The organism is Arthrobacter sp. AOP36-F1-5 (assembly GCF_058137995.1).
Genome location: NZ_CM176892.1, coordinates 434,448 through 448,981 on the forward strand (window position 1 = coordinate 434,448; position 14,534 = coordinate 448,981).

At 63.6% G+C, this 14,534-nt stretch carries 12 protein-coding genes; 7 read left to right on the forward strand and 5 right to left on the reverse strand.

Going from position 1 to position 14,534, the window contains the following annotated elements:
* The first annotated feature begins 597 nt into the window (after positions 1-597).
* The 7 genes from AC3ZI9_RS02035 to AC3ZI9_RS02065 all read left to right on the forward strand — a co-directional run bounded on the left by AC3ZI9_RS02035 (position 598) and on the right by AC3ZI9_RS02065 (position 11,129).
* Positions 598-1,050, forward strand: a complete 453-nt coding sequence (locus tag AC3ZI9_RS02035) for a hypothetical protein (protein WP_489923792.1) — start codon at positions 598-600, stop codon at positions 1,048-1,050.
* Positions 1,051-1,174: 124 nt separating this feature from the next.
* Positions 1,175-2,302: an FmdB family zinc ribbon protein gene (locus AC3ZI9_RS02040; protein ID WP_489923793.1), complete on the forward strand. Its 1,128-nt coding sequence runs from the start codon at positions 1,175-1,177 to the stop codon at positions 2,300-2,302.
* Between the two features lie 564 nt (positions 2,303-2,866).
* Entirely contained in the window at positions 2,867-4,342 is a 1,476-nt protein-coding gene (locus AC3ZI9_RS02045) for a hypothetical protein (protein ID WP_489923794.1), read from the forward strand.
* The gene (locus tag AC3ZI9_RS02050) at positions 4,339-6,861 is read left to right on the forward strand and encodes a DUF5129 domain-containing protein (RefSeq protein ID WP_489923795.1); all 2,523 of its coding nucleotides are present in this window, start codon (positions 4,339-4,341) and stop codon (positions 6,859-6,861) included. The genes AC3ZI9_RS02045 and AC3ZI9_RS02050 overlap by 4 nt, the downstream gene beginning before the upstream one ends.
* A gap of 184 nt (positions 6,862-7,045) precedes the next feature.
* On the forward strand, positions 7,046-8,185 hold the full coding sequence (locus AC3ZI9_RS02055; protein ID WP_489923796.1) for a GH25 family lysozyme: 1,140 nt from the start codon (positions 7,046-7,048) through the stop codon (positions 8,183-8,185).
* Between the two features lie 76 nt (positions 8,186-8,261).
* Complete coding sequence (locus AC3ZI9_RS02060; RefSeq protein WP_489923797.1) at positions 8,262-9,989, forward strand: long-chain-fatty-acid--CoA ligase; 1,728 nt, start codon at positions 8,262-8,264, stop codon at positions 9,987-9,989.
* A 36-nt stretch (positions 9,990-10,025) separates the two neighbouring features.
* Positions 10,026-11,129 (forward strand): AI-2E family transporter, encoded by a 1,104-nt coding sequence (locus tag AC3ZI9_RS02065; RefSeq protein ID WP_444554058.1) that lies wholly within the window; start codon positions 10,026-10,028, stop codon positions 11,127-11,129.
* Here the strand turns inward: AC3ZI9_RS02065 and AC3ZI9_RS02070 are convergent.
* The 5 genes from AC3ZI9_RS02070 to AC3ZI9_RS02090 are packed head-to-tail and all read right to left on the reverse strand — an operon-like array spanning position 11,126 to position 14,518.
* A complete protein-coding gene (locus tag AC3ZI9_RS02070) occupies positions 11,126-11,257 on the reverse strand; it encodes a DMT family transporter (RefSeq protein WP_444554057.1) in 132 nt (43 codons plus the stop codon). The two genes, AC3ZI9_RS02065 and AC3ZI9_RS02070, sit on opposite strands and share 4 nt — an antisense overlap.
* Before the next feature lie 34 nt (positions 11,258-11,291).
* Entirely contained in the window at positions 11,292-11,942 is a 651-nt protein-coding gene (locus tag AC3ZI9_RS02075; protein WP_087000227.1) for a CoA transferase subunit B, read from the reverse strand.
* Between the two features lie 4 nt (positions 11,943-11,946).
* Entirely contained in the window at positions 11,947-12,750 is an 804-nt protein-coding gene (locus AC3ZI9_RS02080; RefSeq protein WP_444554135.1) for a CoA transferase subunit A, read from the reverse strand.
* A gap of 2 nt (positions 12,751-12,752) precedes the next feature.
* Positions 12,753-13,685, reverse strand: a complete 933-nt coding sequence (gene kce, locus AC3ZI9_RS02085; RefSeq protein ID WP_086994176.1) for a 3,5-dioxohexanoate:acetyl-CoA acetone transferase — start codon at positions 13,683-13,685, stop codon at positions 12,753-12,755.
* Positions 13,686-13,738: 53 nt separating this feature from the next.
* Positions 13,739-14,518 (reverse strand): SDR family oxidoreductase, encoded by a 780-nt coding sequence (locus tag AC3ZI9_RS02090; RefSeq protein WP_086994179.1) that lies wholly within the window; start codon positions 14,516-14,518, stop codon positions 13,739-13,741.
* Between the last annotated feature and the right edge of the window lie 16 nt (positions 14,519-14,534).

Sequence of the window (14,534 nt, forward strand, 5' to 3'; positions counted from 1 at the left end):
CACGATCCTGAGGGGGAGGACGGGAAAGCGCGATCAATCGGTGACTAATCCAGACAAGCCTTTGACGCGGGCTGGCGATGAGCGTGCGCGCAATCACGTTCTGACCTATTTTCAAGAACGGTTCCAATGGATACCCACAGCTTATCGGCGTGGGGTTTGAGGTGCTTGACGGTGGTGGAGACCAGCGCGAGTCGTACGCTTATTTCATTCAACGCGCCTGCAGCCGATGGTTCTTAGCCTGGCGAGGCGCGGGCGCAGGTAACGTCCGCAGGCGTGGTGTAGTTTTCCGGGACCGAAGTGTCGTTCCCGATCATGCAGAGCCGTGGTTCCAGCAAGTGCCGTGAATCAGAGTTGATCCATATAGATGGTCTGAGTCGCTCTAGACACTTAGAGAGTCGACAGGGTCTCGACTCATTGGAGGAGAGTGTTCGAATCTCTATGCCTAGTGAATGCAAGACTAAACAACGTTTGATCAAGAGTAAACAAATGCGTACTAAGATCTTGCGTATCCTTGTGTGTCCTTGTAAGCTCGCACTAATGGTCTAGACGAGTAGCGTCAGGCCTTTCATGAAGAAAAATTAACTAGGGGCAGTTCGCATGAAGATCAGCATTGACACTGACGTAGACACTTTCGAAGCAGCCTTGACCGCTGTATCGGCCGCGTTCGGTCGGGTGCCTCCAGGAATTAAGGCCGACGGGGATGCCGGCGATGACGATGGGTACCTGCCAGGATCTTGGACCCGTACGCGATTGCGCAAGATGGTCGAATGGCTCGGGGACAGCGACGCCGCAGCGGCAGTTCGCTACATGGCAGAACATGCGCCCAAGGTCAGCATGGACGAGGTGTACCGCTATATGTCCGAGCACACCGGCATTAAAGACTTTGGTGGCCCGGAGATGGGGGGGCGAATGTCGGCCGTAGGGTTCGGACGCAACCACATTGGCGGCGGGATCGGGCCGCTCTACGAGACGGAACCTTCCGCCCGGAACTACCGTATGGATAAAAGGATCGCTACTGCTCTCCTCGAGGAGTGGGAGGACGCAGAGTGATTCCAGGGCGAGGCAATTGTGCGAAAACTGCTAACGCTAATACCCCTAAGAGCTTTTCGGGACATCCAGACTTTCGCCGAAACGAGCGCTTGAACAGAAGTCAAGAACAATGCTGGGGAGAGAAATGAAGAATTTAGAGAAACGGATCTATGGCTACGATCCGGTGTATGACCGCTTAGATCGAAAAGAGCTACTAGAGCACTTCAAGAAAAACGTCGCCACACCTTGGCCGGGGGAAGAAGGGCTTTACTCGCGTCGAGAACTGATCAACGGATTAATGGGTGCCGAAGAAGAAGCCTGGCATGAAATGTCCGACGATCCCGAAAAATACCCCATTCGGCGCCTTGACGAGAAGTGGGGACCAGCGTCTACGCTCACTCGCCCTAAGGGCCAGAGACTTTACTGGTGTTGGGCAGGGGACCCCTTAGCGGCAGCTATAGCTTTGGTAGCGGATCCAGACAGCTATGACTGGATTTTGCCCACGGGTGTCCGAGCAGGTGATCTGATTCTTACAATCCTTGGCACCGAAGTACCGCTCGTCGTTGCCGTCGAGGTCGTAGAATCGGCACTCGCCGAGGCTGTCACAGTTGAACGACTTGCGACTTTTTCGAATCCTGTCTCAGTGGAACATATAGAGGAAAAGTTGGACTTTTCACTACCTCGCAGTTCTGAATTATTGCTTGCTACCGTCGCTGATAAGATTCTTGTCGCGATCGCCGAACTTGTTGATAGTCCCCTTCCGATCTTCGTTGAGGCCGGCGTATGCCTTCCTGTTAGTTGCGGCAGTACGCATGAGATGATTGCGGTTGTTTCCCTCCTTCAGGAGGGCGCAGTTGAAAAAATCTCCTGTGACGGGTGTGGACAGGCAGAACCGATCAGACTAGAGCCCCACTTGTTTCGGATGAAGCTTGAGGACACTTGGTTGGAGTTGCAGGACCACGTCGACGACACGGCGCTCCTCTGCGTGGATTGTCACACGATGGTTCATCGCCCTCAACTGGAGGAGTTACGCAGATTTTCCAGCGCTCCGGCATGCCCAGAATGTGGTGAAAGGAACCCGAAGTCGATCATCTGGGGTATGCCAGTGGGCCCTCCGAGCGACGATGAGGTTGTGGCAGGCTGTGCTATCCCGCCAGGAATTATCCCGGAGTGGATGTGCCGTGAGTGTGAAACTCAGTACAAGGTCGTCGGATATCGAGAGGGCCTAGGACTCGCGTTCGTCGATTCTCAGGGCGTCCCGCTGGTCGAATGAATGTCACACTTGTCCATGCAAAAGAGGGGCTGATGCACAGCTTCTTCAGCCAAGTGCAGCTGTTCAGAGGGCCGTCATTCACCCCCGGTTTGCTGTCAATGGCAGGCACCTCGTTTTCGCTCAGCGGAATGTTGGTCATGGACGCGAAAAGAAAAGGGTTCATGGAACAGGGCCTCCGAGACTCAAGTTGAATTACTCGCATCGGCTGGGATACGTGCGCAATAAGGCGAATGCAAGAGCCGAATCGATGGCTCCTAAAAGTTGAACATCGCCGCCCAATCGACGACGCCCGACGCTGCGCTTCGGCTTGAAAAGACTCTTCTGAGCAGTGACCTCTATTGTGAGGCGTGGAACCGTCGTCGAAGCTGACCGGAGCACATGTAAAAGTGAGGGGATGGAGACTCACCTGTCTGGCGTTAGTTGGCATCCTCCCAAGGCGGGGAATATTTTGGTGGGGGAAGCCCGCACGGTGTGCTGTTTCCCATTGCCGCCGGTAGCCGAGACTCGTATCCTGACCCCGGCTACAGTGGGAAGAGATTTTTGCCCGTTCGCACCGGAGTCCCCATGACCGCACTGCACCGCCGTCGTCCACTGTCTGTGGTGTGCGCGGCGCTCGCCGGATTCTTCCTGATCGGCGCGCTGGCGGACCCGGCGGCAGCCACTGAGGCTCCTGAGCCTGCAGAACCATCGGTGCTGACTCCCGACCGGCCGGACCAGGATGAGGGGAAGATCCGCATCCCCGGGCGCGCAGCGGAATCCGAGCACCTGTTCCTGGCCGTCGTCGACGCCGCAGCGAACCGGGTCAAGGCGCCAGACATCGTCGAGGCGGTGGAATCCGCCGGCATCGGAAAAGGCACCCGGATCCTGTTGGCGGTGGACCAGCAACCCACCAAGATGAAGAACGCCGCCCAGCTGGTCCGTGGCTCGTTGATGTTCGGGCAGTCCGATGCCCTCACCGATGACTGGTTGGAGAACGGGAAATCCGAGGGCTACGTGGGGAAGGACTGGATCGTGCTCGGGGTGATCCTGCCCGAAAACGACGGCGGCTCGGTTGACGTGTCCATTGAACCCGGACGCAATATCGAACTCACGGACGACGCCAGCTTCGAAGCCATCGCCGGCAGTGGGATGGCTGCCTTCGATGTCGGCGACTACACCCAAGGCCTATCCGATTTAGCCGTGGCCGCCGGGACCGGCCTGCACGCCCGCTCCAACCCGCTGCCCTGGGTGCTCGGGGGAGTGGGGATTGTGGTCCTGGCCGGGATCGGCGCCGCGGTGGCCAGTAGCCGGCGGAACCGGCGCGCCCTGGCACAGCAGTCGCGGGAGGAAGAGGTCGCGTCCCTGCGGGCACGGATCCATGAGAAGGCCGGGGAACTGCGCCAACGCGGGGACACTCCACCCCGGGGCGGGAAACCCGGGCCGGTCGCCGCATCCGTCGCCCGGTTGACCACGCAGTTGGTGGACCGGACGGCGGGGGAGGAACAGGCCGCTGAGGCCGCGGCCGCCGATGACACCGCGAGCATGACGGCGATCCTGCAACGGCTGGACACCCAGCAACGCGCCCTGAGCGGGATCGACCTGCTGATGGGCTCCGGCAAGAAGGCGAGGCAGGCCCGGCAACGCCAGATCCACGCCCACCGGGAACGGTTGCAGGACCTCGCCGAGGGCCTCGACGCCCCGGGCGCCCGGCAGCTCGAAGCAGCTCGTGACGTGGTGGCCCTGCTGATTGAACAGACCCGCGCGCTCGACGATATTGACCAGGCCGTCCGTCGGGCTGCCAAACGCGTGCGACGGAACCCCGGCTACGACCTGCTCGACCGGCTGGAGGCGTTGCGCGGCGAACTCGACGCCGTCACCGGGCGCCTCCTCGCCCAGGCCGCTGCGGCCGAAGTGGAACTCGGACCGAAGCTGGTTGGCCCGGGAACCGCCGACGGGGGGCAACCCGGCACCCACGACGTCCTGGCCCAGTTGGCCCGGGCCGTTGACCTGCTCGATGCTGCCGAAGCCGCCCGTGCGCCGGACGCCGGGAGGCCGGCATGAGCGCCGCCGCCACGGGCCGCCTGGTGCGCGCCGGGGACTCCCGCCCCCACTTCGGCTTCCCCTGGCTGGCCCTGGTGCTCGGGGTTATCACCCTGCTCTTCGCCGGATTCGGGTGGAACGCCGTCACGTCCGAGCCGGAAGCTCAGGTGAGGATCGTCGTGGAGGGCTCCCCGGGACACGGCATCAGCCAGTCCACCGTCGACGCAGCCCACACCGGGCCCATCCGTTCGTGGAAGCCGCTGACCCTCAAGGTCACCGCCGACCACCTCAGCTACGACCAACAGCACGGCCGAGCTGACCTGAACGCCGACGTCGTCCTCTCCACACAGTGGAAGAACGCCGAGAACCCGGCCAGCGACCGGCGCTTCACCGGGGCTGCCCTGCGCTCCTCCGACGACCCGGACGCCCGCTTTGCCATCGGCAACGCCTACCAGAAAAACCTGGGGCTCGGCCATGGTCCGCTGGCGGTGGTGGTCGCCGCCGAAACCGCTGCCGACGTGCTCGGCGGCGGGCCCATCCGCGCCCCCGTGTTCTGGGTGGCCGGGACCGGCCTGGGGATCCTACTCACCGGCACCGCCCTGGCCTATTCGCTGCGCCGCCGACGGCGCTGGGAGCACCGGTACCGGCGGCTGGCTACCGCCCAACGCCGTCTCGCCCGGGTGGTCCTGGACCTGGAAGCACTCGAGGTCACCTATCGGACGACGCCGGAACGACGCCGTCCCGCCGGCTACACCGTGGCCTGGCGGACCTTGCGGGATTCAACCCTCGAACTGGCCCGCACCGAGGCAGGGGTGATGACCGCCGTCAGGGCCCCGGAGACCGCGCTGAGCCTCCATACCGGGGGCCTGGTCGATCTTTTTGAGGCCTCGGCCCGCGAACTGACCATCCTGGCCGATGCCCTCCTCGCCGCCGGGGCGGTGCATGCGAACCTCTCCCGGAGCGGCGACGTCTTTGACCGGATCACCGCACCCCTGAACGACGCCGCCCGCGAACTGATCATCCGCCTCGAAGCGGCCCCGGTCGACGTGTTCTCGGCCAAGACCATGGACGATCTGCGCGGCAGGTTACGTGCCCTGCTGGAGGCCTCGGCCCGCTCCGGCCGCGGGACGACGGGGGCCGGGGTCCACGCCTGGGCGGAGGCGGAGCGCAGCCTGGAGGGGATCGCCCGGCATATCGCCGACGTCCTGCGCCGCTACCCCCACGGCAAGGTCAGGGCCCGCCGACGGGATACCGAAGACCTGAGCGAACTGCGCGAGAGTCTGGGCCTGCCGGGGGAGTCCTCGCTGGCACTGACGGTCCTGGACGAAGCCAATGCCATGGCCCGGGCACTGCTCGGCGAGGTCGAAGCCTACGACGCCCTGTCACCGGCCCGCAAAACCCGTCGACACCGCGGCCACCGTGGCCGTCGGGGCCTGCGGCGGCTCCACCCCGACGACCACGGCCCGGCAGCAACCGGTCGGCGCGGACGGGCCTGGTGGCTCGGGGGCACCGCCGTCGCGCTCGTGGTCTCGGCCGTCGCCGCGGGGCTGATCACCGGAACCGTGCTGGGCCGGCCCGGCTGGGAGTTGACCGGTACCGACCATCTGCGCAGCTTGAGCATCGACGGGCAGGCCGAGGGCATCAGCGAAGAAGGGATCCGCGACTCCCTCGAGGACAAGTTCCCTCAACCCATCGACGTCACCGTGGCCGTCCGGGACGCCGAACAGTATCTGCGGCCGACCTCCAGTGACAGCTCGACGCTGGGAGTCGAGGTCGACCCGACGCGCCACCTCGACGCCCTCTTGCGGGTGAAGGGCGAGTTCCCCCAGTTGCTGAACCCGGTGACCGGCGAACTGCGGGCGGACCAGGTCATCATGCCGGTCATGGTGTTCGACGACGGTCGGGTCGCGTTGCCGGGGCAGCTCACCGGGGCTATCGCCCTCGGCGAGGGGCACCGGTTGGGAGCCCCGAACTGGGACGTCCCACACCTCTACGTCTCCTCGCCGGGCTCGGCCGAGGTCCACGTGTCCCAGGGGCTCGAGGAGCTGGCCCGCGGCCTGCAGAACAATGGTTTCCGGGACCAGAACGTCAGCGGGGCGCTGTTGTTCTGGTTGCTGACCGCGACGCTGACCCTGGGACTGCTCACGATCGCAGAGGTGGTGCGGTTCGGTGGTCTCATCTCGGCCCGGCTGGGCCGTTTCGGTCGGGGAGGTGCCGCCCTGCGCACGGTGCGGGCAGACCTGGACCAACTGGCCCTGGGGTTGGACGATTCCCGACTCAACACCGTGGCCGTGCTGGGTGCGGGGGCCGCATCCTCCGGCGCAGAGGCCGATCAGCGCCTGTTTGAACGGGCCCTGGTCATGGCCTGGCGCGAAGCGGCCGATCTGGCGGCACTGCCCCTGTCCGCCCGGCTCTCGCAGCGCTACCTTGACCGGGTCACCCGGCTGCAACGACTCGTGGCCACCCTGGGCGAACGCGACGCCGACGTCCACCGCCGCACGGCAACACTGCTCGAAGCCACCCGGGATACCGGCGGATAGCCAGCGGCCCGGGGCCGCCCCCGTCGAAGACAACGCCGCGCATGACAGCCGGGGATGCACCTATGACGGGAGCGAAGAAATATTGCCGAAAAAGTGGTTTATCGTCTTGTGACCTGAATTCTGATGTGCCAGACTCCCCGGAGGCGACCCCTTCGCCCGTCCAGCACTGATGAGAGGACCGATGATGACCTCGTCACCGGCACATGTTTTTCGCCGCGCCGCGCTCCCGCTGGCCGCGACCTTCGCCCTGGCCTCCGCGCTGGTGCCGGCAGCCTCGGCGGCCCCGAGCACCCCGCAACCCACAGACTCCTCGAAGCGTGGCGCCGTCGCAGAACAGATCACCGAGTCCCTCTCCGACGGGCAGATCCCTGCAGCCCAGCGGAAGGCCCTGGCCGAACAGGCCTCCGAAGCTTTGGGGGAGAAGGTGCTGCCCGCTCAGATGGGCCAAGGCCAGAAACGCATCGCCGAAACCGGCGACCCCCAGGTACCCACGCTGGAGGAACTGGCCGAGCTGGGCCGAGCAGCGGGCGGCGAGACCGTGTCGATTCCCGACCTCCCCTCAAGCCCAGCGAAAGCACAGAACTCGACCGTGTCGCCGTCGTACACCTCGGGCAATGGCTGGTGGCGTCCGCCGGGGGTTCCCGGGGTGGACGTCTCCGCCCATCAGGGCAACGTGAACTGGTCCTACGCCTATGGCAAGGGCGCCCGTTTCGCCTACGTGAAGGCCACGCAGTCCTGGCCAACCTCGGTGTATAAGAACCCCAACTTCACCCAGCAATACAACGGCTCCTACAACGCCGGGATGATCCGCGGGGCCTACCACTTCGCCATGCCCGCAGCCTCCAGCGCCAAAACCCAGGCCCGGGCCTTCGTCGCCAACGGCGGAGGCTGGTCGGCCGACGGCAAAACCATGCCCCCGCTGCTGGACATCGAATGGAACCCCTATGACGCCAAAACCTTCCCGCAGGGCAAGGGGGACACCTGTTACGGGATGAGCCCGAAGCAGCTCTCGGACTGGATCCATGCCTTCGGCGTCGAGGTCAGGAATCTGACCGGCAGGCTGCCGATGATCTACACCGCCAGCTCCTGGTGGAACCAGTGCACCAATTCCTCCTCCCGGTTCAAGAACTGGGACCTGCATGTGGCGCGCTACCCGGGATCGGCCCAGGACACCCCCGGCGCCCTGCCCGGGGGATGGACCGACTACCGGCTCTGGCAGTACGCGACGGACACCGGGTTCATCAGCAAAACTGCTGGAGTGGACGGCAACGTCTTCAACGGTTCCCTGACCCAACTGCGCTCCTTTGCCAAGAGCAAGGGCTGACCACCGCCGGCGGGAATCCCGGCACGGAGAGGCACGGAATTCGCCGTCGTCGTGCATTCGCGGGAAGATGGGCCTCATGGATAACGCCACCGGTGCCCCCGATCAGTCATCTGCAGGCCAGCCAGCGTCGCAGCAGCCCTGGGTGAAGAACTACCAGCCGGGCGTCCCGGCCGAGATCGAGTTGCCGACCGAATCCCTGGTCGACATGCTCGAGCACTCGGTGGCCGAGGCCGGCAACCTTCCGGCGCTGGAGTTCTTCGGCCGACGCACCAGCTACCGCGAACTCGGCGAACAGGTCGACCGGGCTGCCGAAGGCCTGCGCACCCTCGGGGTGCGCGCCGGGGACCGGGTGGCCCTGGTGCTGCCGAACTGCCCGCAACACGTCGTCGCCTTCTACGCGGTGCTGCGCCTGGGCGCCGTCGTCGTCGAACATAATCCGCTGTACACCGCCCGCGAACTGCGCCACCAGTTCGAGGACCACCAGGCGCGCATCGCCATCGTCTGGGACAAGGCCGCAGCCGCGCTCGCCGACTTCCCCTCGGATATCGAGATCGACCACATCGTTTCGGTGAACCTGCTCGAAGCCTTCCCGAGGATCAAACGTGCAGCGCTGGCCCTGCCGGTGGGCAAGCTGAAGGCCACCCGGGACTCACTCACCGCCAAGGCCCCGGGCACCACCGGCTGGAAGAAGCTGCTCTCCCACGGCACGCTCGATCCGCTGCACCCGCGCCCCGACGTGGACGACCTGGCGGCCATCCAATACACCTCCGGCACCACGGGACGCCCCAAGGGGGCGATGCTGACCCACTTCAACCTGTATTCGAACGCGCTGCAGGGCGAGGCCTGGATGGAAGGGGCGCAGTACGGCAAGGAGATCTTCTACGCCATTCTGCCGATGTTCCACGCCTTCGGTATGACGCTGTACCTGACCTACGGGATCCGCAAGCAAGGCCTGTTGGTCCTGTTCCCGAAGTTCGACCCCGATATGGTCCTGGATGCGATGAAGAAGTCCCCGGCGACCGTCTACTGCGCGGTCCCGCCGATCTACGAACGCACCGCCATCGCCGCGAAGGAACGCGGGATTTCATTGCGCTCGGCCAAATACTGCATCTCCGGGGCGATGAACCTGCCCGACCACGTCGTCGAGCTCTGGGAATCGGTCTCCGGGGGCCTGCTGGTCGAAGGCTACGGGATGACCGAATCCTCGCCGGTGGCCCTGGGCAACCCGTTCCATCCCACCCGGCGCAACGGCACCATCGGGGTGCCCTTCCCCTCGACCCTGATGAAGGTCGTGGACCCCAAGGACCCGGCCGTGGAGGTCACCGCCGGGGACCCGGGGGAGCTGCTCATCAAGGGCCCGCAGGTCTTTTCCGGATACTGGAACAACCCCGAGGAAACCGCCAAGACCCTGCTGCCCGGCGGCTGGCTGCGGACCGGGGACATCGTCACCGTGGACGACGACGGTTTCGCCACCGTGGTGGACCGGGCCAAGGAACTGATCGTCACCGGCGGCTTCAACGTTTCACCCACCGAGGTCGAGACCGTGCTGCGCCTGCACGCCGACGTGAAGGATGCCGCGGCCTTCGGCAAGCCGCTGGAACGCGGCGGGGAAATGGTGTTGGCTGCCGTCGAGCTTGAACCCGGAGCCACCTTGGACGAAACAGCATTGCGCGATCATTGCCGCGAACATCTGGCCGGCTATAAGGTCCCCAAGCGGGTCGTGGCCATCGACGACCTGCCGCGTTCGATGCTGGGCAAGATTCTCCGCAAGCAGGTCCGCGAACAGGTGCTGCCCGGACTCTGATCCGTCATCCACCCTGGACCAGTACGGGAGAACACGATGACTGAACCTGACGAGGCACTCGACGGACGCGAACGCCTGCAGTGGACCCATAGTTTGAGTCGTGCCGGTGAGCGGGCCCGCAGCATTTTGTACCTTCTGGTGTTGGTGGCCGTCGTCGTCTTCGGGCTCCTGCAGATCACCGTCGTGATCGTGCCGCTCTTCCTGGCGCTGATCCTCGCGGCGGCCATCAACCCGCTCGTGATCTGGCTGCGCCACCACGGCTGGTCGGCGGGGCCAGCCACGGGCACCGCCTTCGCTGCCTTGCTCATCGCCTTCGGGGCCATCCTGCTCGGCGTCATCACGACGATCCGTGCCGAATGGGGGTCCCTGGCGGACCAGGCGGGGGACCGGACCAAGGACCTGTGGACCGCGCTGAAAAATAGTCCGTTGCCGGTCAACGACGCGACGCTGAAGCATGCCCAGCAATCCTTCCAGCAGCTGTTGGGCAGCGATGCAACACAGGACCAGGCCATGGCCGGCGCGGCGCTCGTCTCGGAAATGGCGACGGGCTTCGTGCTGATGGCCGTCATCCTGTTCTTCTTCCTCAAGGACGGCGGGAAGATGTGGGCCTTTGCCACCGGAAAGCTGCGCGGCCGGCAGCTTGCCAAGGTGCGGATCGCCGGCCGACGGATCACCGCCGTTTTGGGCGGCTACGTCCGTGGGACGGCCATCGTCGCCGCAGTGGACGCCGTCCTGATCGGGGCCTGCCTGCTGATCCTGCAGGTGCCGCTGGCCCTGCCATTGATCGTGCTGATTTTCATCGGGGCCTTCATCCCCATCCTGGGTGCCACGGTCACCGGGATCCTGGCCTCCGTCGTCGCACTTTTAGGCGTCGGCCCGGTGGCGGCAGTGATCGTCCTGGTGGTGGTGGTCGTGGTGAACCAGCTCGAAGGCAACCTGCTGCAGCCGGTGGTGATGGGCCGCACGCTCCAGATCCACCCGCTGGTGGTCCTGCTCGCGCTGGCCACCGGCGCCGTGGTCGCCGGGGTTCTCGGGGCCATCCTCGCGGTCCCGTTCACGGCAGCAGCCTGGGCCGCCCTGCAGGTGTGGGCCGGGGTTCCGGCAGACCGCGCCGACGGGAGCCGATCGGTAGCTTCCTAGGCTGCGGCCCCGGTTTCGACCAGGAGCACACCCCCGATGATCAGGATGATGCCGCAGGTCATGACCCAGTTCAGCGGTTCACCGAAGAGGACCTTGCTGGCCAGAACAGAACGGGCCCGGCCTTTCAAGGACCGGGCCCGTGTGCACGACGGTTGCCATGGACTAGGCGTTGGCGAGTTCTCCACCCAGGGTCAGTTCTGGTTCGGTCGCGGCCCTGACTTCCTCGACACTCACACCGGGAGCGGTCTCCAGGAGCACCAGACCGTCCTCGGTCACCTCGATCACCGCCAGGTCGGTAATGATCCGGTTCACCACGGCCTTACCGGTCAGCGGAAGCGAACATTCATTCACGATCTTTGCCGAACCGTCCTTGGCCGTATGGTCCATCAGGATAATGACCTCTCGGGCACCCTGCACCAGGTCCATGCCACCACCGGGGCCCTTGACCATCTTGCCCGGAATCATCCAGTTCGCCAGATCCCCGTTGGTGGAAACCTGCATCGCTCCGAGGATCGCCACGTCGATCTTCCCGCCACGGATCATCCCGAAGCTCATGGCCGAATCGAAGAAACTTGCTCCCGGATTGACCGTCACGGTTTCCTTCCCGGCATTGATCAGGTCCGGATCCACATCCTCTTCGGGGGGGTACGGGCCCACACCGAGGATGCCGTTTTCCGACTGCAGAACCAGTGTCCTGCCGGCGGGGATGTAGTTCGGAACCAGGGTCGGCATCCCGATGCCCAGGTTCACATAGGCTCCGTCGACCAGTTCCTGCGCGGCCCGCTCGGCCATCTGCTCACGTGTCAGTGCCATCGTCTCAACCTTCCTTCGTCGCCGAACCGGCGGCTTCACCAGCTGGGCGTACCGTGCGCTTCTCCACTGGCTTTTCGATGTCCCGACCGACTTCCAGGACGCGGTGCACATAGATCCCCGGCAGATGGACCTGGTCAGGGTCGATCTCGCCGGGCTCCACGAGCTCCTCAACCTGAGCGATACACACCTTCCCGGCCATCGCTGCCGGCGGGCCGAACTGCCGGGTCGCCTTGTTGAACACCAAGTTGCCGTGCTTATCGCCCTTCAGCGCGTGGACCAACGCGAAATCGGAGACGATGGCCTCTTCCAAAACGAAATCGTTTTTCTCCCCGCCTGGGGCGAAGCTCCGCACTTCCTTGGGCTCCGAACCCTGGAGAATGTTCCCATCGGCGTCGTACTTCTGCGGCAACCCCCCTTCGGCCACCTGAGTACCGACTCCGGCAGCGGTGTAGAACGCAGCGATGCCTGATCCACCGGCTCGTAGCTTCTCAGCCAGCGTCCCCTGCGGGGTCAACTCCAATTCGAGTTCCCCGGTGAGGTACTGGCGAGCAAATTCCTTGTTCTCGCCCACATAGGAAGAAGTCATCTTCCGGATCCGGCCGGCAGCAAGCAGGACACCAAGTCCCCACCCATCGACACCGCAATTATTGGAGACCACCGACAGGCCCGTAGCGCCTTGTTCCAAGAGGGCCTCGATCAATGCCATCGGGTTCCCTGATAGTCCGAAACCGCCGACAGATATCAAGGATCCATCCCCGATATCCGCTACGGCTTCCGCCGCAGAACCGACACTTTTATCCATTGTCATGCTTAGAACCCCACCTTGTCTGCGCCTTTGAGATCGAGTATTTCGCGGGCCTCATCTGGTGTCGCGACCTCAAAATTCAGGGCTTCCAGAATGGTTCGGATACGTGAAACCTGTTCGGCGTTGGACGCTGCCAGCTGGCCTGGTCCGATCCACAGGGAATCTTCCAACCCGACACGGACGTGTGAGCCCATGGCGGCCCCGATAGTGGCCAATGGCATCTGATTTTTACCAGCTCCAAGGATCGACCACTGGTAGTCCTCGCCGAGCAACCTGTCGGCGGTGCGGCGCATGTGCATGAGATCCTCGGGGTGGGCCCCGATACCTCCCAGCAAGCCGAAGACCGACTGGACAAATAGGGGGCCACGCGCCAGCCCTCGCCCATGGAAGTGAGCCAGGTTATTAAGGTGAGAGATGTCGTAGCACTCGAACTCGAAGCGCGTGTCATTTGAGCTGCCGATGCCGAGGATTGTCTCGATGTCCGCAAACGTATTCTTGAAGACAAGATCTCTGGACTTCTCCAGAGACTCACGCTCCCACTCGTGGTCGAAATCAGCGTATCGGTCCAGCATCGGGTAGAGCCCGAAGTTCATGGATCCCATGTTCAGTGATGCCAATTCTGGCTTGAAAGTAGCAACCGGGAGCATTCGCTCCTCGACAGTCATATGGGGGGAGCCACCAGTCGTGATGTTGATGATCGCGCCCGTGTTGGCCTTGAGTTTTTCAAGAATTGGCTCAAAGTGCTTCGGATCTTGGGAAGGGCGCCCATCCTTGGGATCCCGGGCGTGCATGTGGACGACCGCGGCGCCGGCTTGCGCGGCTCCGATCGCCGCGTCTGCGATCTCGTCTGGTGTAACGGGCAGATGTGGGGACATGGTCGGCGTGTGGATGGCGCCAGTGACGGCGGAGGTGATGATGACTTTTTTCTTGGAGGCCATGTTAATTCCTTTGGTGGTACTCGAGAGTGTTGCCGTAAGAAGAGGGTCTGGGGCTAGTAGAGCTTCTCTGTATTGCCGTCGACAGCCATCGCCTGACCATTGACACTTCGGGCGAGATCACTGCCCAAAAACACTGCCATGTTTGCAATATCAGTTGCCTCAACAAGTCGGTTCAAAGATGACTGGCCGAGATAGAGGTCAGTGACTTCAGCCAATGGTCGCTTCAACATCTTTGCCTTGGCTTCAATGACTGCATCGATGCGGGGGCCGTCGACGGCCCCTGGGCATATGGCGTTGACACGTATGCCATCGCCACCGAGTTCGATGGCCAACGTTTTAGTTAGCCCGACGACTGCCCATTTGGAGGCGGAGTAGGGGCTGCGGCCCGCCATGCCCAGTCGTCCGGCGGCGGAGGAGAGGTTGACGATTGCCGCGTCTGTGGAGAGTCGGAGGAACGGCAGCGCATATTTGATGCAGTAGAACTGCCCGTGGACGTTAACGTCGAACGTTGCTTTCCAATCCGCTGCTTCTAAGGTTTCAATCGAGCCAGTAGGGCCAGCGATCCCCGCGTTATTGACCAAAATATCCAGTCCGCCGAGGTCAGTGGCAACGGTGTCCATAAGGGATCGAACTTGGTCCTCATTGGAGACATCGCTGACCGCTGCGGAAAAGCCGGAGGCACGTGCTGAATCCACAGCTGCGGGGTTGATGTCTGTTACGAATACTTTGGCGCCCAGATCTTGAAAGCGAGTGGCGATCGTTAGACCGATGCCTGCGGCCCCGGCTGTGACGAGAACCTTGCGGCCGGCGTAGTTTAGTCCGGTGTAATCCACGGGTACTGCTCCTTTT